We start from the raw sequence: 25,944 nt of genomic DNA, 5'->3' as shown, positions 1-25,944 counted from the left end.
TTAACGCAATGCGTTAAAGCGCCATAACTACAGCCCCGGATGCCATGACGTCCGGGGCAATAACAGTCGTCGCTGCCGTATTTTGTAAGGGATAAACTATGAAAAATGTCGCGCCTGTTGCATTACTTCTGGCATTAACGCTCTGTACCCTGCGGGTGAATGCCGAAGATGAACCGCAAATTATTACGCCGGAAGGACTGGCCACCAGCCAGATGCTTCCCTCGCTGGACGGCGCGGTTGCCGATCTGCCGCTGAGCGCTGCCGCCCCCGGCAACCTGATGCTCAACGACGCGGTAAGTCGTGCCGTGAGCTGGCATCCTTCTATTCGTGAATCGATCGGCAAACTGCTCTCACAAAACGAGCAGATAGACGTGGCGAAATCGAAATATTACCCGCAGGTTTCTGCCGGAATGAATAACGGTTACAGCAATACCTATACCGACCACGGCTTTAGCCCGGCGCTGGTTATTTCGGTGTCACAAATGCTGTACGACTTCGGTAAAGTCGCAAGCCAGGTCCGCGCCGAGACCGCCGGAGCCGCACAACAGCAGGCGAATGTGTTACTCAGTATTGATACCATCGCCCACGCAACCGCTAACGCGATAGTCCAGGTGCAGACGTGGCAACAAATGGTGGATGCCGCCGAAGAACAGCTCACCGCCTTAAACGACATTGGTCGACTGACCCGACAACGCAATGATGAAGGGGCAACCTCGCTGTCCGACGTGGTGCAAACCGATGCGCGTATCGAGTCTGCACGTTCTCAGCTGGCGCAGTATCAGGCCAATCTCGACAGCAGTAAGGCCACATTGATGAGTTACCTCGGCTGGAACTCACTTAACGGCATCAGCAACGAATTCCCGGCCAAACTGGACAGCAGCTGCGATGTGGTCAAACCGGAAGATAAACTGGTTCCCGCGGTTCTGGCGGCCTGGGCACAAGCGAATGTGGCACAGGCAAATCTCGATTACGCCAACGCGCAGATGACGCCCACCATCTCTCTGGAGCCGTCGGTTCAGCATTATCTCAACGACAAATACCCCAGCCATGAGGTGCTCGACAAAACCCAGTACTCCACGTGGGTAAAAGTTGAGATGCCGCTGTATCAGGGGGGCGGACTCACCGCCAGGCGCAACGCCGCCAGCCATGCGGTAGAGTCTGCACAATACTCCATCCAGCGCACCCGACTCGAAGTACGACAAAAATTACTGGAGTCCCGCAGCCAGGCAATGAGCCTCGCCACCGCCCTGCAGATTCTACGCCGCCAGCAGCGACTGAGTGAACAAACGCGCGAGCTTTATCAACAGCAGTATCTGGACCTCGGTTCGCGCCCGCTGCTCGACGTGCTTAACGCCGAGCAAGAGGTGTATCAGGCCCGTTTTGCCGAACTCCAGACTCAAAACCAGCTGCGCCAGCTCCAGCTGAACTGCCTCTATAACACTGGCTCGCTTCGCCAGGCGTTCGCCTTAAATAATCGCAGCATTCAATCGGTGGAGATCAAGCTATGAGCGACCTCGATTCACATGCAGAAGATGCGATTGGCGAACACGTCCTGAGCCAGTGGGCGCAGGCGATGACGCATATTGCCAACCACTATCGCGTTACCTGTTCGCCCGGCGCAATCCAGGCCAACGCCCCGTGGTTTGCGGGAAAAAGCCGGGCAACGGCCCTGTCGCAACTGGCGCGTCAGGCGGGCCTGTCATTTCATGCGCTGGATACCGCCACGCAGGCGTTCGGTCAGTGGCATCTGCCGGTGGTGGCGGAACTGCGCGACGGCCAGCTAATGGTGATAGAGCATTTCAACGGCGAAGATGCACTGGATGTGTTTATCATCGCCGAAGGGGGCCAGCGTAACCGGCTCACGGTCGCAGAGCTTCTGCCGGAGATCGTGAGTATTACCGCGCTGCGCCCGCTGTCGGCGCTGAAGGACAGTCGGGTAGACCGCTATATTTCGCGCTTCAAGCCCGACTGGATGCGCGAACTGGTGTTAAAGGACATCCGCCCTTACCTGCCGGTCATGATTGCCGCCTTTCTGATTAACGTTCTGTCGCTCGCCGGGATTATCTTTTCTATGCAGGTTTATGACCGGGTGATCCCCGCTCAGTCTTATCCAACGCTGTATGTTCTCTCCACTGGCGTTCTGGTGGCGGTGCTGTTTGGCTTTTTGCTGCGCGAAGCGCGTACCCACATAATGGACCTGCTCGGCAAACGCGCCGATATGCGTATTTCCGATCGCGTATTCAGCCATGCATTGCGCCTGCGTAACAGCGCCGTCCCTCGCTCGACGGGGAGCTTCATTTCTCAACTGCGCGAGCTGGAACAGGTTCGCGAGATGATCACCTCCTCGACCATGTCGACCATTGTCGATCTGCCGTTTTTCTTTTTGTTTATCGTGGTGCTGGCTTTTATCGCCCCGCCGCTGGCATGGATAGCGCCCGTCGCGGCCCTGCTGATGATCCTGCCCGGTTTGCTGTTACAGAAGAAGCTGGCGGTGCTCGCCAACCAGGCTGCCCATGAATCCACCCTGCGCAACGCAGTGTTGGTCGAAAGCGTCCAGGGGCTGGAAGACATCAAGCTGATGCAGGCTGAAAACCGCTTTTTACAGCAGTGGAACAGCTACATCCGCATTACCGGAGAGTCCGGGCTGCGCACGCGCAGGCTGACTCAGGGGCTGATTGGCTGGGGCATGTCGGTACAAAGCCTGGTCTACGCCGCCATCATTATGTTTGGTGCGCCGATGGTCATTGAAGGCACGATGACCACCGGGGCCGTGGTGGCCGCCTCGATGCTCGGTTCCAGAATGATTGCCCCAATGGCTAATCTGTGCGGCGTGCTGGCCCGCTGGCAACAGGTCAAGGCGGCGAAGATGGGATTAGACAGCATCATGCAGCTTCCCACTGAAACGCAGTACCACGAAGATCGGGTGCATCAGGAGATTTTTCACGGTCATTATCTGTTTGAGAACGCACACTTTCGCTACCACAGCGACGATCAGCGCGTTCCGCTGCGCATCTCGCGCCTGGAGGTCATGCCCGGCGAACGGGTGGCGATTCTCGGGCGTAACGGTGCCGGGAAATCAACCCTACTGCAGGCCATGGCGGGCGGAGTGGAGATTATCCAGGGCGATGTCCGGCTCGACAACCTGAGTCTGGCGCAGATCGATATGGCTGATTTACGCCGCAACATCGGTTTTCTTAGCCAGAATGCGCGGCTGTTTTTTGGCACCCTACGCGAGAACCTGACCCTCGGCGCACCGCATGCCAGCGACGCGCAGATCTTCGAAGCGCTGGAGGTCAGCGGCGCGGCAGCTTTCGTTAAACAGCTCGCCAAAGGGCTGGCACATCCCATTATGGAGGGCGGCAACGGTTTGTCCGGTGGACAACGGCAGTCGATCCTGCTGGCAAGAATGCTGCTGCGATCGCCCAATATCGTGCTGCTCGACGAACCCAGCGCCTCGCTGGATGAACATACCGAGCGGGAGTTTATTCAGCGCCTGAACCAGTGGCTGGGCAACCGCACATTGATTGTCGCCACCCATCGCGTACCGGTTCTGGAGCTGGTCGAACGCGTGGTGGTATTAAAAGAAGGCCAACTGGTTATGGATGCCCCGAAAGCGCAGGCATTAAATGCGAGCCGGGCACCTGCCCCAACTCACGGTCGGGAGTGGAAAAATGAAAACCAATCCGCATGATGCCGCCATGGACGACCTCGATATCCGCCGCGAGCACCGTTTTTCCGGGGCCAGCCGCATTATTCTGCTCAGCACGCTGCTGTTTGCCGTCCTGGGTATCTGGGCATATTTCGGCAAGCTGGATGAAGTCTCAACCGGCAGCGGGAAAGTGATCCCCAGCTCGCGAGAGCAAGTCTTGCAGTCGCTGGATGGCGGCATTCTCGCTGAGCTTACGATACGCGAGGGAGATAAAGTGCAGGCCAATCAAATTGTGGCGCGCCTCGACCCTACCCGTTCTGAGTCCAACGTTGGGGAGAGCGCCGCCCGTTATCGCGCCTCACTGGCTTCCAGCGCAAGGCTTAATGCCGAAGTTAACGATCTGCCGCTGGTCTTTCCCGATTCACTGCGCGCATGGCCGGATCTCATCGCCTCCGAAACTCGCCTGTATAAAAGCCGTCGCGCGCAGCTTGCGGATTCAATGGCGGAACTGCAAGATGCCCTGGTCTCAGTTAATAAAGAACTGGCCATCACCCAACGGCTGGAGAAAAGCGGTGCCGCCAGCCACGTAGAAGTGCTGCGCCTGCAACGACAAAAAAGCGATCTGGGATTAAAAATCACCGACCTGCGCTCGCAATATTTCGTGCAGGCGCGGGAAGCGCTGTCAAAAGCTAACGCCGAAGTGGACATGCTGGCGGCGATTTTAAAAGGACGCGAGGATTCCGTCACCCGCCTGACCGTACGCGCGCCGATGCGCGGTATTGTGAAAAACATCCAGGTCACCACCATCGGCGGCGTTATCCCGCCCAACGGCGAGATGATGGAGATTGTGCCGCTGGACGATCATCTGCTGATAGAAACCCGCTTGTCGCCGCGTGATATCGCGTTCATCCATCCTGGACAACGGGCGCTGGTGAAGATTACCGCCTATGACTACGCCATTTACGGCGGCCTGGAAGGCGTAGTCGAAACCATCTCTCCGGACACCATTCAGGACAAAGTGAAACCGGAAATCTTCTATTACCGCGTGTTTATCCGCACGCATCAGGACTTCTTACAGAACAAACTGGGACGCCATTTCTCCATCGTACCGGGCATGATTGCCACAGTGGATATAAAAACAGGTGAAAAAACCATCGTCGACTATTTAATCAAACCGTTTAATCGCGCAAAAGAAGCGCTGCGCGAGCGCTAAATCCTTGAGGATTAGGGGTTGCGGGGGCTGGTCACGCGTGTCACAAGTCTGTTATACTTGCTCTAACACATTGGGGCTGATTCTGGATTCGACGGGATTCGCGAAACCCAAGGTGCATGCCGAGGGGCGGTTGGCCTCGTAAAAAGCCGCAAAAAAATAGTCGCAAACGACGAAAACTACGCTTTAGCAGCTTAATAACCTGCTCTGAGCCCTCTCTCCCTAGCTTCCGCTCTTAAGACGGGGATCAAAGAGAGGTCAAACCCAAAAGAGATCGCGTGGAGGCCCTGCCTGGGGTTGAAGCGTTAAAACTAATCAGGCTAGTCTGGTAGTGGCGTGTCTGTCCGCAGGTGCCAGGCGAATGTAAAGACTGACTAAGCATGTAGTACCGAGGATGTAGGAATTTCGGACGCGGGTTCAACTCCCGCCAGCTCCACCAAAATTCTCCATCGGTGATTACCAGAGTCATCCGATGAAGTCCTAAGAGCCCGCACGGCGCAAGCCCTGCGGGCTTTTTTGTGCCCTCAATTTGTCCCGCGAAGTCTGAAGCCAACTAATTAAATCCGAACCTTTTAGGCACCTTGTTAGGCACCTCATAAAGCTTTATTGTTTTTGAGGTGCCTAAAACTATGGAAACCCGGCAATGGCAAGACAAACCAAACCTCTATCCGTTAAAGAAATCGAATCTGCTAAACCCAAGGAAGCGGACTACGTTCTCTATGATGGCGATGGCCTTGAGCTACTTATCAAATCCAGCGGGAGTAAAATCTGGCAGTTTCGCTACATTCGCCCTGTCACCAAGAAACGTGCGAAGAAGAGCATTGGCCCCTACCCGTCAGTTACGCTTGCCGATGCCAGAAACTATCGAGCAGAGTCTCGCTCTCTCCTTGCGAAACAAATCGATCCACAGGAACATCAGCAAGAACAACTTCGCAGTTCGCTTGAAGCTAAAACCAATACTTTCCAACTCGTAGCTGAACGATGGTGGAATGTGAAGAAAGCAAGTGTGACAGCGGATTATGCTGAAGATATCTGGCGCTCTCTTGAGAGAGATGTCTTTCCTGCGATTGGTGACTTCAGCGTTACAGATATTAAAGCTCATACACTGGTTCAGGCCGTTCAACCTGTTCAGGCCAGAGGAGCGCTGGAAACCGTTCGTCGTCTTTGCCAGCGTATCAATGAGGTCATGATTTATGCCCAGAACACAGGCTTAATTGATGCAGTTCCTAGTGTCAATATTGGAAAAGCATTCGAGAAGCCGCAGAAGAAAAACATGCCCAGTATTCGTCCGGATCAGCTGCCTAAACTGATGCAGACGATGCGAACTGCCAACATTAATCAGTCAACACGATGTTTGTTTATGTGGCAGCTTCTGACAATCACTCGCCCTGCCGAAGCGGCTGAAGCTCGTTGGGAAGAGGTAGATATGGAATCGAGAGAATGGAAGATCCCTGCTACACGGATGAAAATGAATCGTGACCATACCGTTCCCTTATCAGATGGAGCAATGGCTGTTTTGGAGATGATGAAGCCGTTAAGCAGTAACAGGGAGTTTATCTTTCCTAGCCGTATCAAACCAAACCAACCAATGAACAGCCAAACCGTCAACGCATCTCTAAAACGTGCAGGTTTTGGTGGGGTGCTCGTTTCACACGGGCTGCGATCTATTGCAAGTACGACCCTTAATGAACAAGGTTTTCCACCTGATGTCATTGAGGCAGCACTTGCACATGTGGATAAGAATGAGGTACGTCGAGCTTACAATCGCAGTGATTACCTAGCGCAGCGACGACCTATGATGCAATGGTGGGCTGACTTTATTGAAGCAGCTGATGCAGGAAGCATATTGGCTGGGGGCGTGAGAGGTATTAAGTTAGCGGGGTGAATGCAAATTAGATTACCTTACACTAGCACAAGTGTGTGCTAGTGTCCCATCCCCTAATGATCAACTTAAGTTTGAAACAGGCCATCATGTATCAAAGTTATCTGTTCATTTCTTTTGATGGAATTATTATCCAAATACCAAAGGAGTTTGCTGAAAGTACAAATTACGTCATATCAACATATGTCTTGCCCCCTTCAAGACTGCAGAAAACCATTGAAAAACAGGAATATTAGAGTTATTTTAGATAGATAAAACCATCATGATAATTCAACTTTCAGACGTTCCACCTATAGGAAAGCATGGATCACGGTCCTGAATGTTGCGCGCCACAAGGGGCTAAATGTGAACCCAGAGTTATCAATAAAAATAGATTATCTCAAAGACCGCCACAATCCAGCAGAGGTATTTGAGGCGATGGCATTATACATAAATGCTTACCGTGATTTTGGACAAGTATTAAGTAACTCTATTGGAATTAAAGCAGACTTCAACTTTCAATTAAATGAAATTAAAAGTGGTTCAATACTTAGTAAACTCTCAGTGATTCCCGGAAAAATTGACGAAATATTAGCCAATGCATTTTATAACTCAGGCGATGAGTTATTTAGAGAGTTAACTGACATTGAAACCACCGACACTGAAGAACAAGTAGAAACTCTAGCTGTAAATCTAGAAACTGCATTAGCAAAAAATCTACCACAACAAATAGCGGACCCCAATATAGACAGACAGAATCTATCATTTGCTCTAGAAAAATTCTCAACCGCGAATCAAAAAATAAAGCCCAATGAATCAGTAATTATTACTAGCAATAGTAACAACAACCAAAACTTTAAGTTTAATACGAAATGGCGTTTTGGTGGAAAACCAAGAGAAATGTTCCTAGGGAGTACTGAAAGCAGAGAATTAAATGATAAACTCTATGTGACCGTCTCTGTTAACGAGGGTAATTCTGTGTGGTCATTCCGTAGCATAAGTTTGGATAAGCGCTTGAGTGGAAGAATAACACACAAAGAATGGTTGGAAAGATATCAAGACGGTTTAATTCCTGCAATCGGACCAAAAGATATTATTGATGCCAAAATTACTTTTGATATTTACACACCACCAAAAGGCAAAGGCCAACCCCAGATTAGAAACTTAAAAGTGATAAACATCAGAAATATCCAACGAAATAATGGGTTACAGTATGAACTCGACACTTAGTTTAAAAGAAAGAAAAGCAACATTTGCAGAGCTGAAGGCTGAATATTTATTTATAGCCATTCCTTTTCTACTTTTAATTTCGATAAAACTCTATATTTCAACATGGCAAGAGATAATCACATCTCCAGATTGGTCTTTAGCATCATGCCTGATCTTTGGGCAAATAACATCTAAAGTATCGAAAGCCGTCGCTTGCTCTAATACTAAAACAAGTGAGCATTTTTTTGGATGGTATACTGCAAAGCGTTTCCTTTTAGTAGTCATATCTATTGCTGCTTATTTTGGCATGCTGGCAAAGCCTACAATGGGTCTTGGATACATACAAATAATTATTTTCATTACTGCTAGTTACTTTCATTTCAAAGATGGCTTCACAACAAAACTGCTTCAAAAAAATGAGTGTAGAAGATAATAATACACTTGCTCTATATCACTTCCGATGCATCGCGGATAGTCATGAATGATGATCCGCGATAGAAATAAAGATGCCCACAAATAACATCAATGAGTAAGAAGAAATGCTTTATTTTTTTGGCTTCCTTTGTATTACCGAATCAAAAGCACTCTTCACGCCTTGATCATTTCTAGACCAATCCATCACTAACCGCTGCATATTAGCATATTTATCTACAGATGATTTATTTAACTCATCTTTATCCTCAGCAGACGGCCATCCATTTTTCTCAACAAATAAAAGCAAATCATCTTCAATAAATTTGAATGCGATTGTTTTCTTACGCCAGCCTCCGTCTACTTTATTTTTTTGTAATAATCTAATCACTTCCTCTTTCATTTTTCCAAAACGAGCCGCTTTTGCTTTCCCCCCCTTGGCCTTCTGTTTTGCATCCTCAATCTCACTTTCTTGTCGATTTTTTCCTGATATCATGCCACAACAAAAATTCAACCTAGCTATAGATTTTAAAAGTAATTTAATTCCTTCACTATTCTTCCCTGCATTACAAAAACGTAATCCCAATTGCCAGTTTAAAGCAGCATCAATAAGATATCTGTCAATTTCATCTTCAAATTCACTTGCCAATTTATATGAAGCAAGAAATTCTCGATTAATTAAGACTTGTTGGCATCCCTCTAACTTTTTCTCATAACTAGGTAAACGTTTAGCCACGTTGTCTAGGTATCCGGCAATAACAGGATCGTCGCCACTCAAAAAAGATAAATCATCGTCCATTTCCGACAGCCTCAAAGCAAAAGCAAGCTGCCCCTTTGTTAAATCTAAGCACACTCTCAACTCGTCCAGAAAAAAAATATTTTCATTATTACTCATAGTAATCAACACCTTATGATTAAATCATTTTTTACGTACTGCGGACGTATTTTTTACATCTCGCTCCTTTACTAACCTCCTACTCATCCGAAGTAGACCAGTAAATAGGAGCTCCATTCATGCCATCATTTAATATGAAAATTCTGCGAGTACGTGACGTTTGTAAAAAATTAGGTATCGGTCGTTCAACCATCTACGATTGGATCAATACTAAATCCCCCCGCTACGATGACACTTTCCCCAAGCCATTACAGCTTGGAAAAAAATCGGTTGGGTGGCTCGAATCCGATTTAGAACAGTGGATTATCAATCGCTGCAAAATGTAGTACAGCATGAATCCTAGTGGGCGATCATGATCTAACATCTAAAGATGTCTATTACTGTAAGGCTTAGAAAAATCTAACTCTTCGACAATGTTGCAGTAATGCTACTCGCGGTGTACCCTAAAAATTAAATATGAAATTTCGAATATGTTATTGCTATCTATGTTAATAAGTTTATCCTATAAAAAATAGGAGTAAGTGATGTTGAATTCTTTAACGCTGTTCAAAAACCTCTCCGATGAAACCCGTTTGGGCATCGTGTTACTGCTGAGAGAGATGGGGGAGCTGTGCGTGTGCGATCTCTGTACGGCGCTGGAACAGTCTCAGCCCAAGATCTCCCGTCATCTAGCAATGCTCCGGGAAAGTGGGCTATTGCTGGATCGCAAGCAGGGCAAGTGGGTCCACTACCGCCTATCCCCACATATTCCTTCCTGGGCTGCTCAGGTAATTGAGCAAGCCTGGTTAAGCCAACAGGACGATGTACAGGCTATCGCCCGTAAGCTGGCATCAGCCAACTGCTCTGGCAGCGGTAAGGCTGTTTGTATCTAAAAAATTTGCCTATACATATATGATTTTACGAATATGAGGTGTTAAAGATGAAAACGTTAACCGTGTTTGATCCAGCGATGTGCTGCAGTACCGGCGTTTGTGGTTCAGATGTTGATCAGGTTCTGGTCGATTTTTCTGCTGATGTGCAATGGCTGAAAGGGCGTGGGGTCCAGATCGAACGTTTTAACCTGGCGCAGCAGCCTATGAGCTTCGTTGAGAACGCAAAAGTGAAAGCATTCTTGGAAGCATCAGGAGCCGAAGGGCTTCCGCTGCTGTTGCTGGATGGTGAAACGGTGATGGCGGGGCGATATCCCAAACGCGCTGAACTGGCTCGCTGGTTTGGTATTCCGCTTGAGAAAGTGGGAGTGGCTCCGACAAGCTGCTGTGGTGGTAATACTTCCTGTTGTTGATTATGTCAGGAGGACATATGAACTTTTTACAGAATATCCCGCCTTACCTGTTTTTCACCGGTAAGGGAGGAGTAGGTAAAACCTCAATTTCCTGCGCTACAGCTATACGACTGGCAGAACAGGGCAAGCGCGTCCTGCTTGTCAGTACTGATCCGGCTTCTAACGTCGGTCAGGTATTCGATCAGTCTATCGGCAACACTATCCAGCCCGTGTCTGCGGTGCCTAACCTTTCAGCGCTGGAGATCGATCCGCAGGACGCCGCCCAGCAATACCGCGCCAGAATCGTTGACCCCATTAAAGGTCTTTTGCCTGATGACGTCGTTAACAGCATCAGTGAACAGCTTTCAGGCGCTTGTACGACTGAGATTGCTGCGTTCGATGAGTTTACTGGCTTACTGACCGACGCTTCTCTACTGACACGCTTTGATCACATCATTTTTGATACTGCCCCAACCGGCCACACCATTCGCCTTCTCCAGCTTCCCGGTGCATGGAGTAGCTTCATTGAAAGTAACCCGGAGGGTGCTTCCTGTCTTGGGCCGATGGCGGGGCTGGAAAAGCAACGCGAGCAATATGCTCATGCGGTTGAGGCATTATCCGATCCTGAACGTACGCGCCTGGTGCTGGTCGCGCGATTGCAAAAATCAACACTGCAGGAAGTCGCCCGAACTCATGAAGAACTATCAGCCATTGGCCTTAAAAATCAGTATCTCGTCATTAACGGTATCCTGCCTGCAGGCGAAGCAAAACGTGATGCACTGGCCGCTGCAATATGGCAACGGGAGCAAGAGGCGCTGGCAAATCTTCCTTCCGGGTTATCTGAGTTGCCGACAGACAGTTTATACCTCCAGCCGCTGAACATGGTTGGTGTCTCCGCGCTGAAAGGCCTGATAAACGAATATACCGAATCAGTATCGCTTCCTGTACAGAGTATGCAGAATAAGCCAGAAAATATGTCGCTGTCTGCCATGGTTGATGATATCGCCCGTAATGAACACGGTTTGATTATGCTGATGGGCAAAGGTGGGGTGGGTAAAACCACAATGGCTGCAGCTATCGCCGTCCGACTTGCGGATATGGGTTTTGATGTACACCTCACTACCTCAGATCCTGCCGCGCACCTGAGTACAACCCTGGACGGTAGCCTCAATAACCTGCAGGTCAGCAGAATAAATCCGCACGATGAAACCGAACGCTATCGCCAGCATGTTCTTGAAACGAAAGGCAGGGATCTGGATGAGGCCGGAAAACGGCTGCTCGAAGAGGATTTACGTTCTCCTTGCACAGAAGAGATTGCGGTGTTCCAGGCGTTCTCACGCGTCATCCGTGAAGCAGGCAAACGGTTTGTGGTCATGGATACGGCACCTACCGGACACACGCTATTACTGCTTGATGCTACCGGGGCTTATCATCGTGAGATTGCCAGGAAGATGGGGGATAAAGGTCATTTTACCACTCCGATGATGCAGCTTCAGGCCCCGGAACGTACCAAAGTCCTTCTGGTCACTCTGCCTGAAACCACACCAGTACTGGAAGCGGCAAACCTGCAGTCCGATCTTGAGCGTGCGGGTATTCATCCCTGGGGCTGGATTATCAATAACAGCCTTTCTATTGCACAGACGCATTCACCACTGCTTTGCCAGCGTGCCCGACAAGAGCTTCCTCAGATCGAGGCGGTGAAGAACCAGCATGCAAGCCGCATAGCGTTAGTACCGGTAATGGCTTCTGAGCCTACTGGCATCGAGAAACTCAGAGAGCTGGCAGTTTAATTTTTTGGCATACACAGGGCGGCAGAGCCGTCCTGTCTGGAGGATTTATGTTACTGGCAGGCGCTATTTTTGTCCTGACCATCGTTTTGGTTATCTGGCAACCGAAGGGATTAGGGATCGGCTGGAGTGCGACACTGGGCGCGGTACTGGCGTTGATTTCTGGCGTTGTCCATTTTGGTGATATTCCTGTTGTGTGGAATATCGTCTGGAATGCGACGGCGACCTTTATTGCCGTGATAATTATCAGCCTGCTGCTCGATGAATCCGGCTTTTTCGAATGGGCGGCGCTGCACGTTTCACGTTGGGGTAACGGTCGTGGGCGTTTGCTCTTTACCTATATTGTTCTACTCGGTGCAGCGGTGGCGGCACTGTTTGCCAACGATGGTGCGGCACTTATTCTGACGCCAATAGTCATCGCAATGCTATTAGCATTAGGGTTTAGCAAAGGCACGACACTGGCATTTGTCATGGCCGCCGGATTTATTGCTGATACGGCCAGCCTGCCGCTAATTGTGTCGAACCTGGTTAACATCGTTTCTGCAGACTTCTTTGGGCTGGGTTTCACTGAGTATGCGTCGGTAATGGTGCCGGTGGATATTGCCGCTATTATCGCCACGCTGGTGATGTTGCATCTGTTCTTTCGCAAAGATATTCCACCGACTTACGACCTAGCTCTCCTGAAAGCACCGGCAAAGGCGATTAAAGATCTGGCAACCTTCAGAACCGGCTGGATAGTTTTAATTCTTCTGCTGGTTGGGTTCTTTGTCCTTGAGCCGCTCGGTATTCCCGTTAGCGCGATTGCGGCTGTTGGAGCTGTGATCCTGTTTGCTGTAGCTAAACGAGGCCATGCCATTAACACGGGTAAAGTGCTGCGTGGGGCACCCTGGCAGATCGTTATTTTCTCGCTGGGGATGTATCTGGTGGTCTACGGTCTGCGCAACGCCGGGCTAACCGAATATCTCTCTGGTGTACTGAACGTGCTGGCAGATAAAGGACTTTGGGCCGCGACGTTTGGTACTGGCTTCCTGACGGCTTTCCTGTCTTCCATCATGAACAATATGCCTACCGTGCTGGTTGGCGCTCTCTCTATTGATGGCAGCACCGCAACAGGCGTTATCAAAGAGGCAATGATTTATGCCAACGTGATTGGTTGCGATCTGGGACCGAAAATTACACCTATTGGTAGCCTGGCAACGCTGCTCTGGCTGCATGTCCTTTCACAGAAGAATATGACCATCACATGGGGATACTATTTCCGCACTGGGATCGTCATGACTCTGCCTGTGCTGTTTGTAACGCTGGCCGCGCTGGCGCTACGTCTCTCTTTCACTTTGTAATGAGATACTGATATGAGCAACATCACCATTTATCACAACCCAGCCTGCGGCACATCGCGTAATACGCTGGAGATGATCCGCAACAGTGGTACTGAACCGACTGTTATTCTTTATCTTGAGACACCACCTTCACGCGATGAGCTGGTCAAACTCATTGCGGATATGGGCATTTCAGTCCGGGCGTTACTGCGTAAGAACGTCGAGCCGTATGAGGAACTGGGTCTTGCAGAAGATAAATTTACTGACGACCAGCTAATCGACTTTATGCTGCAAAATCCTATTCTGATTAACCGTCCGATTGTCGTGACGCCACTGGGAACTAAACTGTGCCGTCCGTCCGAGGTCGTTCTGGATATCCTTCCTGATGCCCAGAAAGCAGCTTTCACTAAGGAAGACGGTGAGAAGGTCGTTGACTCTAGCGGAAAACGAATAGACAGCAAGTAATTTCAGCCAATGAAAGGGCTAATTCCCCGGCCCTTTCATATCCTCTTTTTCATCATCCCTCCAGAAAGTTAAATATACGCTTCCAGAGTCCACATTTTTTATGCTACCTTTTTCGTTATGTCGTTTTTGACATAACGAAAAAGAGAAACACATGTCATTAGAATCAAAACGGAACGGAAAAGGTTTTTTATCAGGCACATTAATCGGTGCTTTAGGCGGCTTGATTGGCCTTGGTGGTGCGGAGTTCCGTCTTCCTGTCCTGATAGGAAGTTTCAAAATGCCCACGCTGGAAGCGGTTATTTTTAACAAGGCAATGAGCCTTACTGTTGTCGCTGTTGCTTTGATATTCCGAACAAAATCTATAGCCGTCGATCAGCTGTTTGCTCATCTTGATATTGTCATCAATTTGCTGGCCGGGAGCCTTATCGGTGCATGGTGGGCTGCAGGAAGAGCCATAAAAATGTCCCGTATTTGGCTGGACAGAACTATTCTGCTCCTGCTTGTTATCCTGTCATTTGTCATGCTTTCAGAAGCATGGATGCCTTTGCATGATAGCTCCGCTGGTTTGTTTCAGCCCGGAATCGCAACCATTATTGCGGGGGTTATTGCGGGTTTCTTCATCGGAAATGTTGCTGCTCTGCTGGGTGTTGCAGGGGGAGAGCTCCTGATACCAACCATCGTTATCCTTTTCGGGGCAGACATCAAACTAGCAGGCAGTTTGTCACTCATGATCAGTTTACCGACGATGATTGTGGGGTTCTCTCGCTACACTAATGCAGATGCTTTCCAGATCCTGAGAAAAGAGAAAAAACTTTTTGTGTGGATGGTCATCGGTTCCGTTATAGGTGCCGCTATTGGGGGCCTTATGCTCGGTATGTTCCCGGTAAGAGTGCTTATGACGCTGTTAGGCGCGGTACTTCTTATTTCCGCGATCAAAACCTTTAAGCATACCCGGCAAAGATAATGGCTGTTAACACTTTGGACTATTCAGCATTACAGAGAAAATGATTTCAAAAAGGTATCAGAATGAAAAATACGCCCCTTAAATCAAACTTAATCTTAGTCAGACCGAGGATTTATATTAACGACAACATCTCGCTAGGGCCGGGGAAGGTTGACCTTTTAAGGGCGATTGATGGCTTTCACTCTCTTTCTGCGGCAGCTAAAGATTTGGGGATACCTTATAAAAGAGCATGGCTCTTAATTGACACCTTGAACAAGGGAATTGGTCAGCCAGTTGTAACCACTTCCACAGGTGGTAACAAAGGCGGTGGAACAGTTCTGACGCCATTGGGGCGTAGCCTGTTGACCTGGTATGACAAGGCCGAGGCTCACCTCAATGAGCAATCTCAGCAACAGTTAATCGAACTTGAAAAGATTCTTTTTGGAAAATGACAGAGACCTTTGTTATCCATCGGGAAAATAGAGCGACAGCAATTCATGAAGGGGGCTAATGCCCCCTTCATTGTTACTTCGCCATCTCTTCCAGCAGGTCAATACCAACCGGCTCTTCGCTCTGTAGCGCTGTTAGTGCAATACGCTTTGCATACTGTTCTTCCACATCAGAGATGAGAGGCAGCTCGCGGTTCGCCCTGGTCTTCAGGAAAGGCGAAGACGGTTGAGCAGCTGCTAGGCTGTTATTAACAACCCATGCCCACGGCTCGATGCCAGCTCGACGCAGATCCTGCTGCAGGTTAGCTGCTTCCAGTACAGGTGTCGTTTCGGCAAGCGTCACGATCATCACCTTCGTCTTTTCCGGGTCCTGCAATTGCATCATTGGCGTCATCACATGGTCATGTGTTTGCCCCATCTGGCGTACCATTTCCCGGTGATAGGCTCCAGTCGCATCCAGTAGCAGAAGTGTGTGACCCGTTGGCGCGGTGTCCATAATGACAAAATGATCGTCTGCCTCTTTGATTACCCGTGAGAATGCCTGGAAGACGGCGATCTCTTCAGTACATGGTGAGCGGAGATCTTCCTCCAGCACCGCCCGTCCCTCAGCGTCTAATCCTTTACCTTGATTTTCCAGTACAAAACGGCGATAACGCTCTGTCTCCACCTTCGGGTCAATACGGCTGACCTGAAGATTGGGCAGCGAGCCATCCAGCGTGTAAGACAGATGTGCCGCCGGATCGGATGTAGTCAGGTGAACTTTGTGACCGCGCTTAGCCAGAGATACCGCCACCGATGCCGCAACGGTCGTTTTACCCACCCCGCCTTTACCCATCGTCATGACCAGCCCTTTTCCTGTTTGACTGAGTTCATCCACCAGCGAGGCAAGTTTCGGTAAATCCAAAGTATTCAGCGTGGTAGTAAGGAGAGCCGGTGCGGCTTTGCTCTCTGTAAATAACTCCCGCAATGCTTCCAGACCGACCAGGTTAAATGGCTTCAGATACAGCTGTGAGCGGGGAAGATTAGCCAGATTATCAGGCATTGCCTGTAATGCTTTTTCTTCCCGAGCCAGAATACTTTGCGCCAGTGGATCATACTCACCTGCAAACGGCGGCAGTACACCATTGATGGCAAGGTGCTGATGCTGCAAACCGATAACAGACAGCTCATCGTGAGTATGAGAAACCTCTTTCAGCGTTGAAGCCTGGGCACGGGCAACCAGCACTAAGCGTGTGAGAGCTGCATCAGACAGCGCTTTAACTGCATCGGAGTACTGGTGCTGTTGTTTCTCCAGCCCAACCAGAGGCCCGAGGTTTGCAGCGGCATCAGGGTTCGCTTCCAGATAACCGCTCCAGGCTCCCGGCAATTCAAGCATGCGGATGGTATGACCGGTTGGCGCGGTATCAAATACAATATGGTCATATTTTTCCCGCAGCTCATGATTGGTTAGCAGACCGGTAAACTCATCGAAGGCAGCGATTTCAGTGGTGCATGAGCCAGAGAGCTGCTCTTCAATGCTGCTGACCACATCCGCAGGCATCAGCCCGCGAACAGGGTCGAGCACACGGTCACGATAGGCTTGCGCTGCAGCCATCGGATCAACTTCCATCGCAGCAAGATTTTCTACAGTACTGATATCTGTGATTCGGTGACCGATAGTCTGGCTAAATACCTGGCCGACATTAGAAGCCGGATCGGTACTCACCAGAAGCGTTCTCTTACCCTGATCGGCCAGCCATACCCCAGTAGCACATGCCAGGGAAGTTTTACCCACACCACCTTTGCCAGTGAAGAAGATGAACGGGGGAATGTCTTTTAAAAATGGAATATTCATCAGTATTAGCTCCTCTGGAATTAAGGCATGCGTGGAATGCTGCAGCAGCGTGGTTGCGTGCTGTCTTCACTCCAGTCCTGAGTAAGCGGAATACCTGACCAACGGGCGATATCTTCTCGCGTCGGGAGTTTGCCTGCCATCACGAGTTTGCCGTCGAGCAAGGTGACGGGGAGGGACTCCATTCCTGATGTGTTCAGGAACTCTTTGATGACAGGAGAATTCAGGAACTGCTGCGGGTTCTTCACAAGGCTGTAGCGCTGAATATCAACGCCATTCTTTTTCGCCCATTCGGCGCTGGCGTTCCATTTGACGGCTTCGTCACTGACCACAACGCTACTGGTTGCGCAGCAGCCTGCTGCTTCAAAGATCTCAATTTTTGACATGGACTGTTTACCTCAGTGTTTAGTCGATTGGCTTTACACTGAGGTAAACGAAGGTGATGGGAAAAAGATGCGCGATTAATTCATTTTTTTGTGGCAGCAGACGGGAGAAGTGCCATCCGCCTCAATCTGACAAAGTTCTGTCATCGTCTCTTTCAGGTGTTTTCTGGCCCGAAGCAGACGGGATTTAAACGCCGTAAGCGTGATTCCCAGTTCATCGGCCAGGGACTGCTGGGGACGCCGGTTAAGGTCGGACTCTTCAATCAACCACCGCTCATCTTCGGGTAAAGCCTGTAATGTTTCAGGCAGGCAAATACCCAGCGTTGAGATTGCATCAGGGGATGCGTCTGTTAATGGGGCATCTTCTTCCAGCTCAACAAACTCCCTGGTGGTGCGGTACTCATCAATCAGCAGATTCCTCGCCGCCCGATACAGCCAGGCTCGCGGATTCTCCATCTCGCAGAAACTGTCTGAATGAGCGCGGGCACGCAGGAATAGCTCTTGTAGAAGGTCTGCTGCTTTTTCAATATCACCTGTCTTCGATGTCAGAAAGCGAGAGAGTTCGGCTTCATGTTGCCGCCAGAACACGCTCATGCAGTTGTTGAATGCCGTTACATCACTCATACCAGCCCTCAAATTTTGCTCTGATTAACCCGCCGGGAAAGTTCTTCTGCAGACTCTTTTCGTTCGCTGTAGCGATCAACGAGATAGGCTGAGTTACCTCGGGTCAGCAGAGTAAATTTCACCAGTTCTTCCATCACATCCACGATGCGGTCGTAATAAGACGAGGGTTTCATTCGTCCATCTTCATCAAACTCCTGCCAGGCTTTTGCCACAGAGGACTGGTTTGGAATAGTGATCATCCGCATCCAGCGGCCAAGAATGCGCATCTGGTTTACGGCGTTGAAAGACTGAGAGCCACCGCAGACCTGCATAACGGCCAGCGTCTTACCCTGTGAAGGGCGAACAGCGCCTTCTGATAACGGTATCCAATCAATCTGGGCCTTCATGATGCCGGTCATCGCACCATGGCGTTCAGGTGAACACCACACCATGCCTTCGGACCAACGAACCAGCTCGCGCAGTTCCATAACTTTAGGATGCGAGTCAGGCGCATCATCAGGAAGAGGCAGGCCAGAAGGATTGAAGATCCGCACCTCTGCGCCCATGGCAGTCAGCAACCTTGCGGCCTCCTCAGTTGCCAGTCGGCTGTAGGAACGCTCGCGTACAGAGCCGTACAGCATGAGGATACGGGGAGGATGGGGAATGGCAGGTACACTAAGTTTTGCCTCTGTGATTGAGGTGTCGAACAAATCCAACTCAATGTTTTTGATATCACTTGTCATTTTCATTCTCTCTGCACTTTTTGATGTTGATTGCAGTAGGGCTGCTTACCGCACCTGAGCAACACTCTTCGGTCAGAAATGCCAATAGACCCTCAAGCCTTTCGTAGCAAGGCTGACAGCACAGTATCCGTCCTTGTCTTTCTTGCCTGATTAAATCCACTGAAAGTAAGGCTGCAATATGATGGCTTAATGTTGATGATGGGATTGAGAGCCGTTTTTGGATATCTCCCACTGGCAATCCTGCATGCCCTGCCTTTACAAGCTCTCGGTAAATTCCAAGCCGTGTTGGATGCCCAAGTTCTTTCAGAGCATTTGCTGCTTCAATCAGTTCCATCAATGCACCTATTAGATTTCCATATTTCCAGCATAGTCGAAATAATTAACCATATTAAACACCATTTAAGCTCTAAAGCCTATGGATATTCATACAGATTCTAATTCCATCGCTTAGAATAAATTGCAGAACGTAGCTACCCCCGCATTTCCGTAAAGATAGAATTTTTCTTTTACTATACTCAAAGCCCCGTAGCAGACTAGTGCCTGCTACAGGGACGTGATGAAAGTTAACCTTTAGGAGGAAAATCATCTTTTCCGTGGGAATCTTTGTCCCGAATTTGCCCATTGGGTCGGTGTATTACCAGCTCACTGCCCTGGTTACGGGAAATCGAACGTGCTGCGTCAATAGCTTCCTGCTGTGTACGATGCGTTGAGGTCACCCGCTCATTTCCGGCCCCACGCACAGCCCATTCTCCGTTATGTGGCACTACATGTTGATTCTTACCCATCTGTATTACCTACCTAGTGATAACACCATATGGTGTCAGTATAAAGTATAGACACTACATATTGCGCTTCGTTTGCATCCGATCACATTACTGGAACTATGTAGCATTGAGCCAGCTACCTCACGTAACTAAGCACAGCCGACAGGAACTAATACTGGCTACAGCCCATCGACCGCTCCCGTGAGCTATAAACCTTCGTACGTTCTTTAGTGAGATAACTTAGTCTAAATACCAGTCGCTTATAATGCTCTAAATAATCACTGGCATTTGTGTCCAACACATACACTGGATTATCCGGAAACTCGACAAGCGGCCTGTACTCATCATAGTCACGTAAATCTAATGCACTCATCCATGCGCTCTGAATCATCCCCCAGAGGCTTTGAGGATTACCAGCACTCCCTAACCCGCGAAAGAGATCTTTATTCAGTAAGAGAACTACATGGTAGTGAGGATAAATGGCAGTATCTATTTCTCTTACCCAGAAGTAACGTAACCGACAAGGATGTGCTCGTTTATCTGATCGCTTAAGCCTGTTTCTGTAATGCCTTACTTTCGCTCTGAGAGAGCTTATAAAGCGACTTAGCAAGTCACCAGAAATATTAGGGTTACAGCATACTGAATCCTCTGCAATCCATTCTGGTGATAAACGCAGGTCAATTCGTATTGCTAATGTCCTTGGGTTTTCATCCTGTGCTAACTGCAGTACATCCTCCAATCGTTGTAGATAATGTTGATTAAAAGGTTCCTGACGTATATCGAGATATTCAAGGGGTAACATATAATACATCCTTTGTTTCATATTCAATTGTTAATGACTCTATTGAAATGGTTACTAGAGATAACCAAATGCAATAGACCCAAGTTCTCATAGGCAGATATTATTTATCAACAGACGATATTCAGCCATCACTTACCGTGTAAGCACAGGAAAGTGCTTAATAACTAAATACGTTTAATTATAAAATCATATCTGCCTTCCATTATTGTAGTGATTATAATTAATCAGTATCGCTGTGTATGTAGCAGGTAACAGCAATTACCATATCAACTAGATATAAACGTAAATATTTCATTCTTGTAGTAATGCGGAGTGTTCACATGTCATGTTTGTATGTATTACTTATCTGCCCACCAATGTATATCAATACATGATTGTATAACTCATGTGGCTACAACATGTGTATATACGGATACATGATATTATATACAGATAGGCTGCTGTATATAATACTATTACCGACATCAAACACTATGAATTATCTATCATTCTCTTCTTTATATAGCAACATCAGTTTTCAATTAAATTTAAGAGGTATATTACTCTTAAGTTAACAATTCTAAAAAATAAAACAAACCCTGACTATACACCTCATATTTCCGACTTGAGTTCTTATTCAATACGGCTATCAGTTACACATTTCAATCCAAATACTAAACCAATAGTTTTTAAAGTTATAGTTTAAGTATGAAATCAATTTCATCATATTTTTTTCCTCTTTGCCTTGCGATAAGCTGCGACAATCGCAGAAGTAGCAACTCAGTAGTGACTGTAAGCTGGATTTTTTGTAAAAATATTGTTATCAAAATTTTCATCTCTATACACTACTCTCCTACCTTTAAAAACCCCAACATCAATCACGCGTGCATCTGCCAGATTATTTATCACTCGATCTAGCAATGTCCCCTTGCGTAATACATTAGGGCCAAATCGGCGTATATCGTTATATCTCACTGAGTCATCCCGGGAACGAGACAAATCGCGTCGTAACCATGAAATCAGCAATGCCTCGTAATAGCCATCATCCTGACCAAATATATTAATTGCCTGTTCCATATACCATTTACACAGTAACCACGCCCCCTCAACATACTCTTTTTTTATTAAACACTCACCTTCTGTAAAGTAAGAAAACAAGGCTGATAGCCGTGCTATGTTATTAGCCAATTTTGAAGCAAAGTCGCTCATATTTGCATAGCACTCGCCTGTTTTGATTCGGCTCTCAATGATATTATAAATTTCTTCCCATGCATCCTGCGCGGAAAGATCGAATGAAAGCATTTTTTGCGCACCACAACTGGCAGATTCCCCTCCCCCAGTAATTAGAGTCTCCAGACGCTGATGAAAAAACTCAAGATGTCTCAAATCCCCTACATTCTGTTGAATATAACGTTCACCCTGCGTCGTAAGATTTTCATCAATATATACCGGTAAACAGCGTGCAAAAAAACCACTTCCGCGGGCTTTTGAGCCCTGCCGCTTAAGGTATAAATCAAATGTCTTTTTTTGAACCATGAGTGACAGTGTGACACGACCATTTTCAATGGTAAAACTTTGCGTCGTTTTTCGTTCAACGCGAAAGGAAACGCCATCCCACATAGTGTTGATAAAACTCAGATCATTCATCACCTGTCGCTCAAGAATATTTGCCCCTTCATCAGCAATCAATCCAATATGCGGAGAATGACTGTACATCGCAAGCTGCAATGCCTCCGGGGTTACATTATTATAAATATGTTGACCGATTTTAGGTTGTACTGGCTTTTCAAGCTGTAACACTCTCAGGCTTTGCGACTCCTCATGAGTACATTCACCCTTAGTCGTTTTTTTCTTAATAAGGTTTACAATTGCCTTTTCCTTTGCATTCCATATTTTTGTCTCAACCTCGAAAATCTTCCTCTGCTCATCTGCCTGTCGTAGCAAATAAGCATCATGCTGATAGAATGGGCTAAGCACCATGCGATCTACGGTCGTTTTTCTCTCACCAGAGTTAGCTATAACGAATAAAAATAAGGATACCGGAGCAGTCACGGACTCATTTAATTTTATGTTGATGGTGTTCTGACAGGCTAACGATATGGCACCAATCACTGATGAGGAAATTAATTCTATCGGTGCTTGTGTGCGTTCATTAATATCAAGAATTGTTTGACGAATGCTCTCAGGAAAAGCTCTAAGTGGAAAACGGATCATAATTACCTCATTGGTTATGTGCTCTTGGATACGGACAATAAATAGCAATGGCAATCGCAGGTCAATCGCAAGAAGTCTCGTTGGGTAATTTCAGACGCGTTCGTACTCATCATTTACATAACTACAGATTAGAATTGTTAGTGGGATATTTAGAATGCGTTATGTTATATAGTTACAATAAACAAGCGCTGCACCTAAAAAATGAAAAGTGGATCGCATAGCAATTTGTTAATACCTAAAAATCGGCCTTTAAATATTTTGTCAAACAGGATAGCGAGTTGTCCTCTCCCCAGGAGGATGAGCATTTCGAATTAATTTTTACTTATATATTACATCATTGAATAACAGCATATCTTATTCATCAGGCTATCCTCCGGGATGGCCTGTTTCATTTCTGAGGAGTGATCAATGAAGCAACCATCCGGATATCAAATTATCCGCCACCACTTACGTCGCTATCCCCGTACATTACGCCACACGCTGATAAAGGAGCTCAGCCAGCTTATTACTTACGAACCAGTCATTGGTATTATGGGAAAAACAGGTGCAGGGAAATCGTCGCTTTGTAATGCCCTATTCCGCAGTGAAGTCTGCGCAATGAATGCCGTGGAAGCCTGTACCCGTGAACCACAGCGTGTACTTCTGCGATTTGGTGAGCACTACCTTACGCTGGTGGATCTGCCTGGAGTGGGCGAGAGCCAGCAGCGGGACGCTGAATACCGTGAGCTCTATCGGGAGCAGCTCCCGAAGCTGGATATGGTGCTGTGGGTGCTAAAAGCGGATGACCGGGCATTCTCCGTGGAAGAGACGTTTTATCAGTCTATTCAGGCCCAGTGCGGTAACACCATGCCGCCGGTGCTCTGGATACTCAATCAGGTGGATAAAGTAGAGCCATCCGAACAGTGGAACCGGCACTCTGCGACGCCATCTTCCACCCAGCTTGAGAATATCAATCGAAAGCAGCAGGCCGTTGCCAGTCAGTTAGGTATTCAGGATGGTGTCATTATTCCGGTATCGGTAAAAGGACGCTACCACCTGGCCCATGTTGTGGAACAGATGATAAATCGCCTCCCAAAGCAGGTACGCAGCCCGCTGCTGCCCCATCTGCATCAGTCATATCACTCCGCGCCCGTCAGGGAAACCGCCCGCAGCAGCTTTGGCGACGCTGTCGTCGATACACTTGATCGCGTCATTGACAGCGCACCATTGCCATTGATTGCCCGCCAGGCCTTGCAGGCTGTGACGCATACCGTCGCCCACGTTGCCCGCAGTATCTGGTCCTTCTTTTTCGATTAGTTTTGCACGAACCACGATAAAGAGTTTTGCTTGTTCATGATCGATTTCGTCGATCGTTCCGATCGGTTTTATTCATTATCCCTATCTTTGTTACGGCTATAAAATTAGCAGTGAATGAAACTACTCATTTTAAATCAATAAGATAGTGGTGGGTGTTCATGTGCTTCATATTGTCTGTTCACTGATATAGGGGGATTGCCCCCTATTGATAAAGAGGCTTAACAGCAATGATTTCCAGGATGATTAGTTTCTATAGGGCCCGCGTTTCGCGAGTCGCGCCTTTTTCTGGGAATTTTAGTGCTTAAGGTGCGAGTTCATCCGAATAATAGAAGAGATATAGTTCATTCCAGAAAATAATAACCGTCAATGATGTTTTTCCGGCAACAAAATATCACTGGTAACTCACCAAGAATTATTAATTGAAGGTTCGTGAATAATGTATAAATTCATTCCAGTTTTTATATTTGTTATGCCGTTAGTTGTCAGTGCCGCTGACTGGGGGACAAGTCAGAAGGGTGTTGTACGTAATCATTCTGCGGAAACTGTAAAACAAGAAAACGATTACGGTATCTGGAAAGATAATAAGACCAGCGTCTTCTCTGTAATCGATCGTGTTCCAAACAAATACGGTACGATTGACAACGCACAGATCGTCGTGCGTTACGGGAAATATGGCCCTACTGTATCTTGGGTTAAGTTCATGGAGATGCCTTATTTCGAAATGACTGTAACTATGCAGATGCGTTTTGGTAAAGAAAAAGACATCGCAATCAACGGCCAGCGACTGATAGGTAAAGAAAGTCTGATCGAAGTTGAGCCGTGCGAAACCCCGGCGTGCGTAAACGACAGATTAAAGAACAAACGTTTGGCTACCTACGCTTACGTTATCGCTATTCAAAGTGATGACGCAAACGACTACGCGTACCATGCGCTGAAAACAAACAACAAGATTAAGTTTAGCGTACTCAACAATACCTGGATCGTCGATACATCTGGGTTCCTTGCAATGGACTCTAAACACAGTGCAGCTTTCTAAGAGGATATTATCATGCGTAAATTAATCGTAGCAGTAACTTTGGTAATGGGTTTCATGGGCACTGCAGGTAATGACTCCAACTTATTGATAGTGTTTTATGTTCAGATAATGCCCGATGACTTTGTCATGCAGCTCCACCGATTTTGAGAACGACAGCGACTTCCGTCCCAGCCGTGCCAGGTGCTGCCTCAGATTCAGGTTATGCCGCTCAATTCGCTGCGTATATCGCTTGCTGATTACGTGCAGCTTTCCCTTCAGGCGGGATTCATACAGCGGCCAGCCATCCGTCATCCATATCACCACGTCAAAGGGTGACAGCAGGCTCATAAGACGCCCCAGCGTCGCCATAGTGCGTTCACCGAATACGTGCGCAACAACCGTCTTCCGGAGCCTGTCATACGCGTAAAACAGCCAGCGCTGGCGCGATTTAGCCCCGACATAGCCCCACTGTTCGTCCATTTCCGCGCAGACGATGACGTCACTGCCCGGCTGTATGCGCGAGGTTACCGACTGCGGCCTGAGTTTTTTAAGTGACGTAAAATCGTGTTGAGGCCAACGCCCATAATGCGGGCGGTTGCCCGGCATCCAACACCATTCATGGCCATATCAATGATTTTCTGGTGCGTACCGGGTTGAGAAGCGGTGTAAGTGAACTGCAGTTGCCATGTTTTACGGCAGTGAGAGCAGAGATAGCGCTGATGTCCGGCAGTGCTTTTGCCGTTACGCACCACCCCGTCAGTAGCTGAACAGGAGGGACAGCTGATAGAAACAGAAGCCACTGGAGCACCTCAAAAACACCATCATACACTAAATCAGTAAGTTGGCAGCATCACC

Annotated in this window: 26 protein-coding genes and 1 other RNA gene; 17 read left to right on the top strand and 10 right to left on the bottom strand. The window is 48.0% G+C overall.

Translation table 11 applies throughout. The features are described from left to right. Positions 1-98 precede the first annotated feature (98 nt). The 7 genes from OGY06_RS00215 to OGY06_RS00185 all read left to right on the top strand — a co-directional run bounded on the left by OGY06_RS00215 (position 99) and on the right by OGY06_RS00185 (position 8,362). Positions 99-1,508, top strand: coding sequence for a TolC family outer membrane protein (locus tag OGY06_RS00215; RefSeq protein WP_063941899.1), 1,410 nt, complete (start codon positions 99-101; stop codon positions 1,506-1,508). After that, a complete protein-coding gene (locus OGY06_RS00210; protein WP_286604424.1) occupies positions 1,505-3,691 on the top strand; it encodes a type I secretion system permease/ATPase in 2,187 nt (728 codons plus the stop codon). The genes OGY06_RS00215 and OGY06_RS00210 overlap by 4 nt, the downstream gene beginning before the upstream one ends. A gap of 7 nt (positions 3,692-3,698) precedes the next feature. After that, positions 3,699-4,862 carry a beta-barrel domain-containing protein gene (locus OGY06_RS00205; RefSeq protein WP_122973896.1) on the top strand — a complete coding sequence of 388 codons (1,164 nt, stop codon included), beginning with the start codon at positions 3,699-3,701 and terminating at the stop codon, positions 4,860-4,862. A 72-nt stretch (positions 4,863-4,934) separates the two neighbouring features. Beyond that, positions 4,935-5,298: a transfer-messenger RNA gene (ssrA, locus tag OGY06_RS00200) on the top strand. Between the two features lie 204 nt (positions 5,299-5,502). Next, positions 5,503-6,744 carry an integrase domain-containing protein gene (locus OGY06_RS00195; protein WP_148361620.1) on the top strand — a complete coding sequence of 414 codons (1,242 nt, stop codon included), beginning with the start codon at positions 5,503-5,505 and terminating at the stop codon, positions 6,742-6,744. Between the two features lie 342 nt (positions 6,745-7,086). Beyond that, positions 7,087-7,950, top strand: coding sequence for a hypothetical protein (locus tag OGY06_RS00190; RefSeq protein WP_275146102.1), 864 nt, complete (start codon positions 7,087-7,089; stop codon positions 7,948-7,950). Then, positions 7,934-8,362 carry a hypothetical protein gene (locus OGY06_RS00185; protein WP_148361618.1) on the top strand — a complete coding sequence of 143 codons (429 nt, stop codon included), beginning with the start codon at positions 7,934-7,936 and terminating at the stop codon, positions 8,360-8,362. The genes OGY06_RS00190 and OGY06_RS00185 overlap by 17 nt, the downstream gene beginning before the upstream one ends. 111 nt (positions 8,363-8,473) lie before the next feature. Here the strand turns inward: OGY06_RS00185 and OGY06_RS00180 are convergent, their stop codons facing one another. Then, on the bottom strand, positions 8,474-9,235 hold the full coding sequence (locus tag OGY06_RS00180; RefSeq protein ID WP_262411243.1) for a hypothetical protein: 762 nt from the start codon (positions 9,233-9,235) through the stop codon (positions 8,474-8,476). Between the two features lie 119 nt (positions 9,236-9,354). Here OGY06_RS00180 and OGY06_RS00175 point away from each other — a divergent pair, with 119 nt between their 5' ends. The 8 genes from OGY06_RS00175 to OGY06_RS00140 all read left to right on the top strand — a co-directional run bounded on the left by OGY06_RS00175 (position 9,355) and on the right by OGY06_RS00140 (position 15,462). After that, positions 9,355-9,561: a helix-turn-helix transcriptional regulator gene (locus OGY06_RS00175; protein ID WP_148361617.1), complete on the top strand. Its 207-nt coding sequence runs from the start codon at positions 9,355-9,357 to the stop codon at positions 9,559-9,561. A gap of 198 nt (positions 9,562-9,759) precedes the next feature. Beyond that, the gene (gene arsR, locus OGY06_RS00170) at positions 9,760-10,107 is read left to right on the top strand and encodes an As(III)-sensing metalloregulatory transcriptional repressor ArsR (protein ID WP_187392916.1); all 348 of its coding nucleotides are present in this window, start codon (positions 9,760-9,762) and stop codon (positions 10,105-10,107) included. A 47-nt stretch (positions 10,108-10,154) separates the two neighbouring features. Beyond that, complete coding sequence (gene arsD, locus OGY06_RS00165; protein ID WP_148361615.1) at positions 10,155-10,517, top strand: arsenite efflux transporter metallochaperone ArsD; 363 nt, start codon at positions 10,155-10,157, stop codon at positions 10,515-10,517. A 17-nt stretch (positions 10,518-10,534) separates the two neighbouring features. Next, on the top strand, positions 10,535-12,286 hold the full coding sequence (arsA, locus tag OGY06_RS00160) for an arsenite efflux transporter ATPase subunit ArsA (protein WP_286604415.1): 1,752 nt from the start codon (positions 10,535-10,537) through the stop codon (positions 12,284-12,286). A 47-nt stretch (positions 12,287-12,333) separates the two neighbouring features. Further along, on the top strand, positions 12,334-13,623 hold the full coding sequence (gene arsB, locus OGY06_RS00155; RefSeq protein WP_101989772.1) for an arsenite efflux transporter membrane subunit ArsB: 1,290 nt from the start codon (positions 12,334-12,336) through the stop codon (positions 13,621-13,623). A 12-nt stretch (positions 13,624-13,635) separates the two neighbouring features. Further along, positions 13,636-14,067 carry a glutaredoxin-dependent arsenate reductase gene (gene arsC, locus OGY06_RS00150; RefSeq protein WP_191222263.1) on the top strand — a complete coding sequence of 144 codons (432 nt, stop codon included), beginning with the start codon at positions 13,636-13,638 and terminating at the stop codon, positions 14,065-14,067. Positions 14,068-14,218: 151 nt separating this feature from the next. Further along, complete coding sequence (locus OGY06_RS00145; protein ID WP_191222262.1) at positions 14,219-15,031, top strand: sulfite exporter TauE/SafE family protein; 813 nt, start codon at positions 14,219-14,221, stop codon at positions 15,029-15,031. A 62-nt stretch (positions 15,032-15,093) separates the two neighbouring features. Next, on the top strand, positions 15,094-15,462 hold the full coding sequence (locus OGY06_RS00140) for a winged helix-turn-helix domain-containing protein (protein ID WP_286604410.1): 369 nt from the start codon (positions 15,094-15,096) through the stop codon (positions 15,460-15,462). Positions 15,463-15,535: 73 nt separating this feature from the next. Here the strand turns inward: OGY06_RS00140 and arsA (OGY06_RS00135) are convergent, their stop codons facing one another. The 8 genes from arsA (OGY06_RS00135) to OGY06_RS00100 all read right to left on the bottom strand — a co-directional run bounded on the left by arsA (OGY06_RS00135) (position 15,536) and on the right by OGY06_RS00100 (position 22,778). Then, positions 15,536-17,293: an arsenical pump-driving ATPase gene (gene arsA, locus OGY06_RS00135; protein ID WP_286604408.1), complete on the bottom strand. Its 1,758-nt coding sequence runs from the start codon at positions 17,291-17,293 to the stop codon at positions 15,536-15,538. 20 nt (positions 17,294-17,313) lie between these two features. After that, entirely contained in the window at positions 17,314-17,676 is a 363-nt protein-coding gene (locus tag OGY06_RS00130; protein ID WP_286604405.1) for an arsenic metallochaperone ArsD family protein, read from the bottom strand. Positions 17,677-17,751: 75 nt separating this feature from the next. Continuing rightward, complete coding sequence (locus OGY06_RS00125; protein ID WP_275146258.1) at positions 17,752-18,297, bottom strand: sigma-70 family RNA polymerase sigma factor; 546 nt, start codon at positions 18,295-18,297, stop codon at positions 17,752-17,754. 8 nt (positions 18,298-18,305) lie between these two features. After that, entirely contained in the window at positions 18,306-19,019 is a 714-nt protein-coding gene (gene arsH / locus OGY06_RS00120) for an arsenical resistance protein ArsH (RefSeq protein WP_148362661.1), read from the bottom strand. Beyond that, a complete protein-coding gene (locus OGY06_RS00115; RefSeq protein ID WP_148361610.1) occupies positions 19,009-19,353 on the bottom strand; it encodes an ArsR/SmtB family transcription factor in 345 nt (114 codons plus the stop codon). Before OGY06_RS00115 ends, arsH begins: the two co-directional genes overlap by 11 nt. Positions 19,354-19,582: 229 nt before the next feature. Further along, on the bottom strand, positions 19,583-19,804 hold the full coding sequence (locus tag OGY06_RS00110; protein WP_148361609.1) for a DUF2188 domain-containing protein: 222 nt from the start codon (positions 19,802-19,804) through the stop codon (positions 19,583-19,585). 148 nt (positions 19,805-19,952) lie between these two features. After that, positions 19,953-20,585: an inovirus Gp2 family protein gene (locus tag OGY06_RS00105; RefSeq protein WP_191222259.1), complete on the bottom strand. Its 633-nt coding sequence runs from the start codon at positions 20,583-20,585 to the stop codon at positions 19,953-19,955. Between the two features lie 759 nt (positions 20,586-21,344). Then, complete coding sequence (locus OGY06_RS00100) at positions 21,345-22,778, bottom strand: YfjI family protein (protein WP_286604400.1); 1,434 nt, start codon at positions 22,776-22,778, stop codon at positions 21,345-21,347. Between the two features lie 408 nt (positions 22,779-23,186). On the opposite strand from OGY06_RS00100, the gene OGY06_RS00095 reads away from it, so the two are divergent. Both OGY06_RS00095 and OGY06_RS00090 read left to right on the top strand, forming a co-directional pair. Beyond that, positions 23,187-24,074, top strand: coding sequence for a GTPase family protein (locus tag OGY06_RS00095; RefSeq protein ID WP_286604398.1), 888 nt, complete (start codon positions 23,187-23,189; stop codon positions 24,072-24,074). 436 nt (positions 24,075-24,510) lie between these two features. After that, positions 24,511-25,110: a hypothetical protein gene (locus OGY06_RS00090; RefSeq protein ID WP_275370101.1), complete on the top strand. Its 600-nt coding sequence runs from the start codon at positions 24,511-24,513 to the stop codon at positions 25,108-25,110. Between the two features lie 81 nt (positions 25,111-25,191). Here the strand turns inward: OGY06_RS00090 and OGY06_RS00085 are convergent. Further along, positions 25,192-25,889, bottom strand: a protein-coding gene (locus tag OGY06_RS00085; protein WP_103215986.1) for an IS1-like element IS1A family transposase whose coding sequence is annotated in 2 segments (ribosomal slippage) — positions 25,192-25,640 and positions 25,640-25,889 — 699 coding nt in all. Because the reading frame shifts where the segments join, the coding sequence is not laid out codon by codon here. Positions 25,890-25,944: the final 55 nt, after the last annotated feature.

It is taken from the genome of Citrobacter sp. Cpo147, assembly GCF_030332405.1.
GTDB lineage: Bacteria > Pseudomonadota > Gammaproteobacteria > Enterobacterales > Enterobacteriaceae > Citrobacter > Citrobacter portucalensis.
This window is presented reverse-complemented; position numbering and strand designations above follow the sequence as displayed.

Excerpts from the sequence above, each read along its gene's own strand:
- OGY06_RS00215 (WP_063941899.1), top strand. The coding sequence starts at position 99 with ATGAAAAATGTCGCGCCTGTTGCATTACTTCTGGCATTAACGCTCTGT.
- OGY06_RS00210 (WP_286604424.1), top strand. The coding sequence starts at position 1,505 with ATGAGCGACCTCGATTCACATGCAGAAGATGCGATTGGCGAACACGTC.
- OGY06_RS00205 (WP_122973896.1), top strand. The coding sequence starts at position 3,699 with ATGGACGACCTCGATATCCGCCGCGAGCACCGTTTTTCCGGGGCCAGC.
- OGY06_RS00195 (WP_148361620.1), top strand. The coding sequence starts at position 5,503 with ATGGCAAGACAAACCAAACCTCTATCCGTTAAAGAAATCGAATCTGCT.
- OGY06_RS00185 (WP_148361618.1), top strand. The coding sequence starts at position 7,934 with ATGAACTCGACACTTAGTTTAAAAGAAAGAAAAGCAACATTTGCAGAG.
- OGY06_RS00180 (WP_262411243.1), bottom strand. The coding sequence starts at position 9,235 with ATGAGTAATAATGAAAATATTTTTTTTCTGGACGAGTTGAGAGTGTGC.
- OGY06_RS00175 (WP_148361617.1), top strand. The coding sequence starts at position 9,355 with ATGCCATCATTTAATATGAAAATTCTGCGAGTACGTGACGTTTGTAAA.
- arsR (WP_187392916.1), top strand. The coding sequence starts at position 9,760 with ATGTTGAATTCTTTAACGCTGTTCAAAAACCTCTCCGATGAAACCCGT.
- arsD (WP_148361615.1), top strand. The coding sequence starts at position 10,155 with ATGAAAACGTTAACCGTGTTTGATCCAGCGATGTGCTGCAGTACCGGC.
- arsA (WP_286604415.1), top strand. The coding sequence starts at position 10,535 with ATGAACTTTTTACAGAATATCCCGCCTTACCTGTTTTTCACCGGTAAG.
- arsB (WP_101989772.1), top strand. The coding sequence starts at position 12,334 with ATGTTACTGGCAGGCGCTATTTTTGTCCTGACCATCGTTTTGGTTATC.
- arsC (WP_191222263.1), top strand. The coding sequence starts at position 13,636 with ATGAGCAACATCACCATTTATCACAACCCAGCCTGCGGCACATCGCGT.
- OGY06_RS00145 (WP_191222262.1), top strand. The coding sequence starts at position 14,219 with ATGTCATTAGAATCAAAACGGAACGGAAAAGGTTTTTTATCAGGCACA.
- OGY06_RS00140 (WP_286604410.1), top strand. The coding sequence starts at position 15,094 with ATGAAAAATACGCCCCTTAAATCAAACTTAATCTTAGTCAGACCGAGG.
- arsA (WP_286604408.1), bottom strand. The coding sequence starts at position 17,293 with ATGAATATTCCATTTTTAAAAGACATTCCCCCGTTCATCTTCTTCACT.
- OGY06_RS00130 (WP_286604405.1), bottom strand. The coding sequence starts at position 17,676 with ATGTCAAAAATTGAGATCTTTGAAGCAGCAGGCTGCTGCGCAACCAGT.
- OGY06_RS00125 (WP_275146258.1), bottom strand. The coding sequence starts at position 18,297 with ATGAGTGATGTAACGGCATTCAACAACTGCATGAGCGTGTTCTGGCGG.
- arsH (WP_148362661.1), bottom strand. The coding sequence starts at position 19,019 with ATGACAAGTGATATCAAAAACATTGAGTTGGATTTGTTCGACACCTCA.
- OGY06_RS00115 (WP_148361610.1), bottom strand. The coding sequence starts at position 19,353 with ATGGAACTGATTGAAGCAGCAAATGCTCTGAAAGAACTTGGGCATCCA.
- OGY06_RS00110 (WP_148361609.1), bottom strand. The coding sequence starts at position 19,804 with ATGGGTAAGAATCAACATGTAGTGCCACATAACGGAGAATGGGCTGTG.
- OGY06_RS00105 (WP_191222259.1), bottom strand. The coding sequence starts at position 20,585 with ATGTTACCCCTTGAATATCTCGATATACGTCAGGAACCTTTTAATCAA.
- OGY06_RS00100 (WP_286604400.1), bottom strand. The coding sequence starts at position 22,778 with ATGATCCGTTTTCCACTTAGAGCTTTTCCTGAGAGCATTCGTCAAACA.
- OGY06_RS00095 (WP_286604398.1), top strand. The coding sequence starts at position 23,187 with ATGAAGCAACCATCCGGATATCAAATTATCCGCCACCACTTACGTCGC.
- OGY06_RS00090 (WP_275370101.1), top strand. The coding sequence starts at position 24,511 with ATGTATAAATTCATTCCAGTTTTTATATTTGTTATGCCGTTAGTTGTC.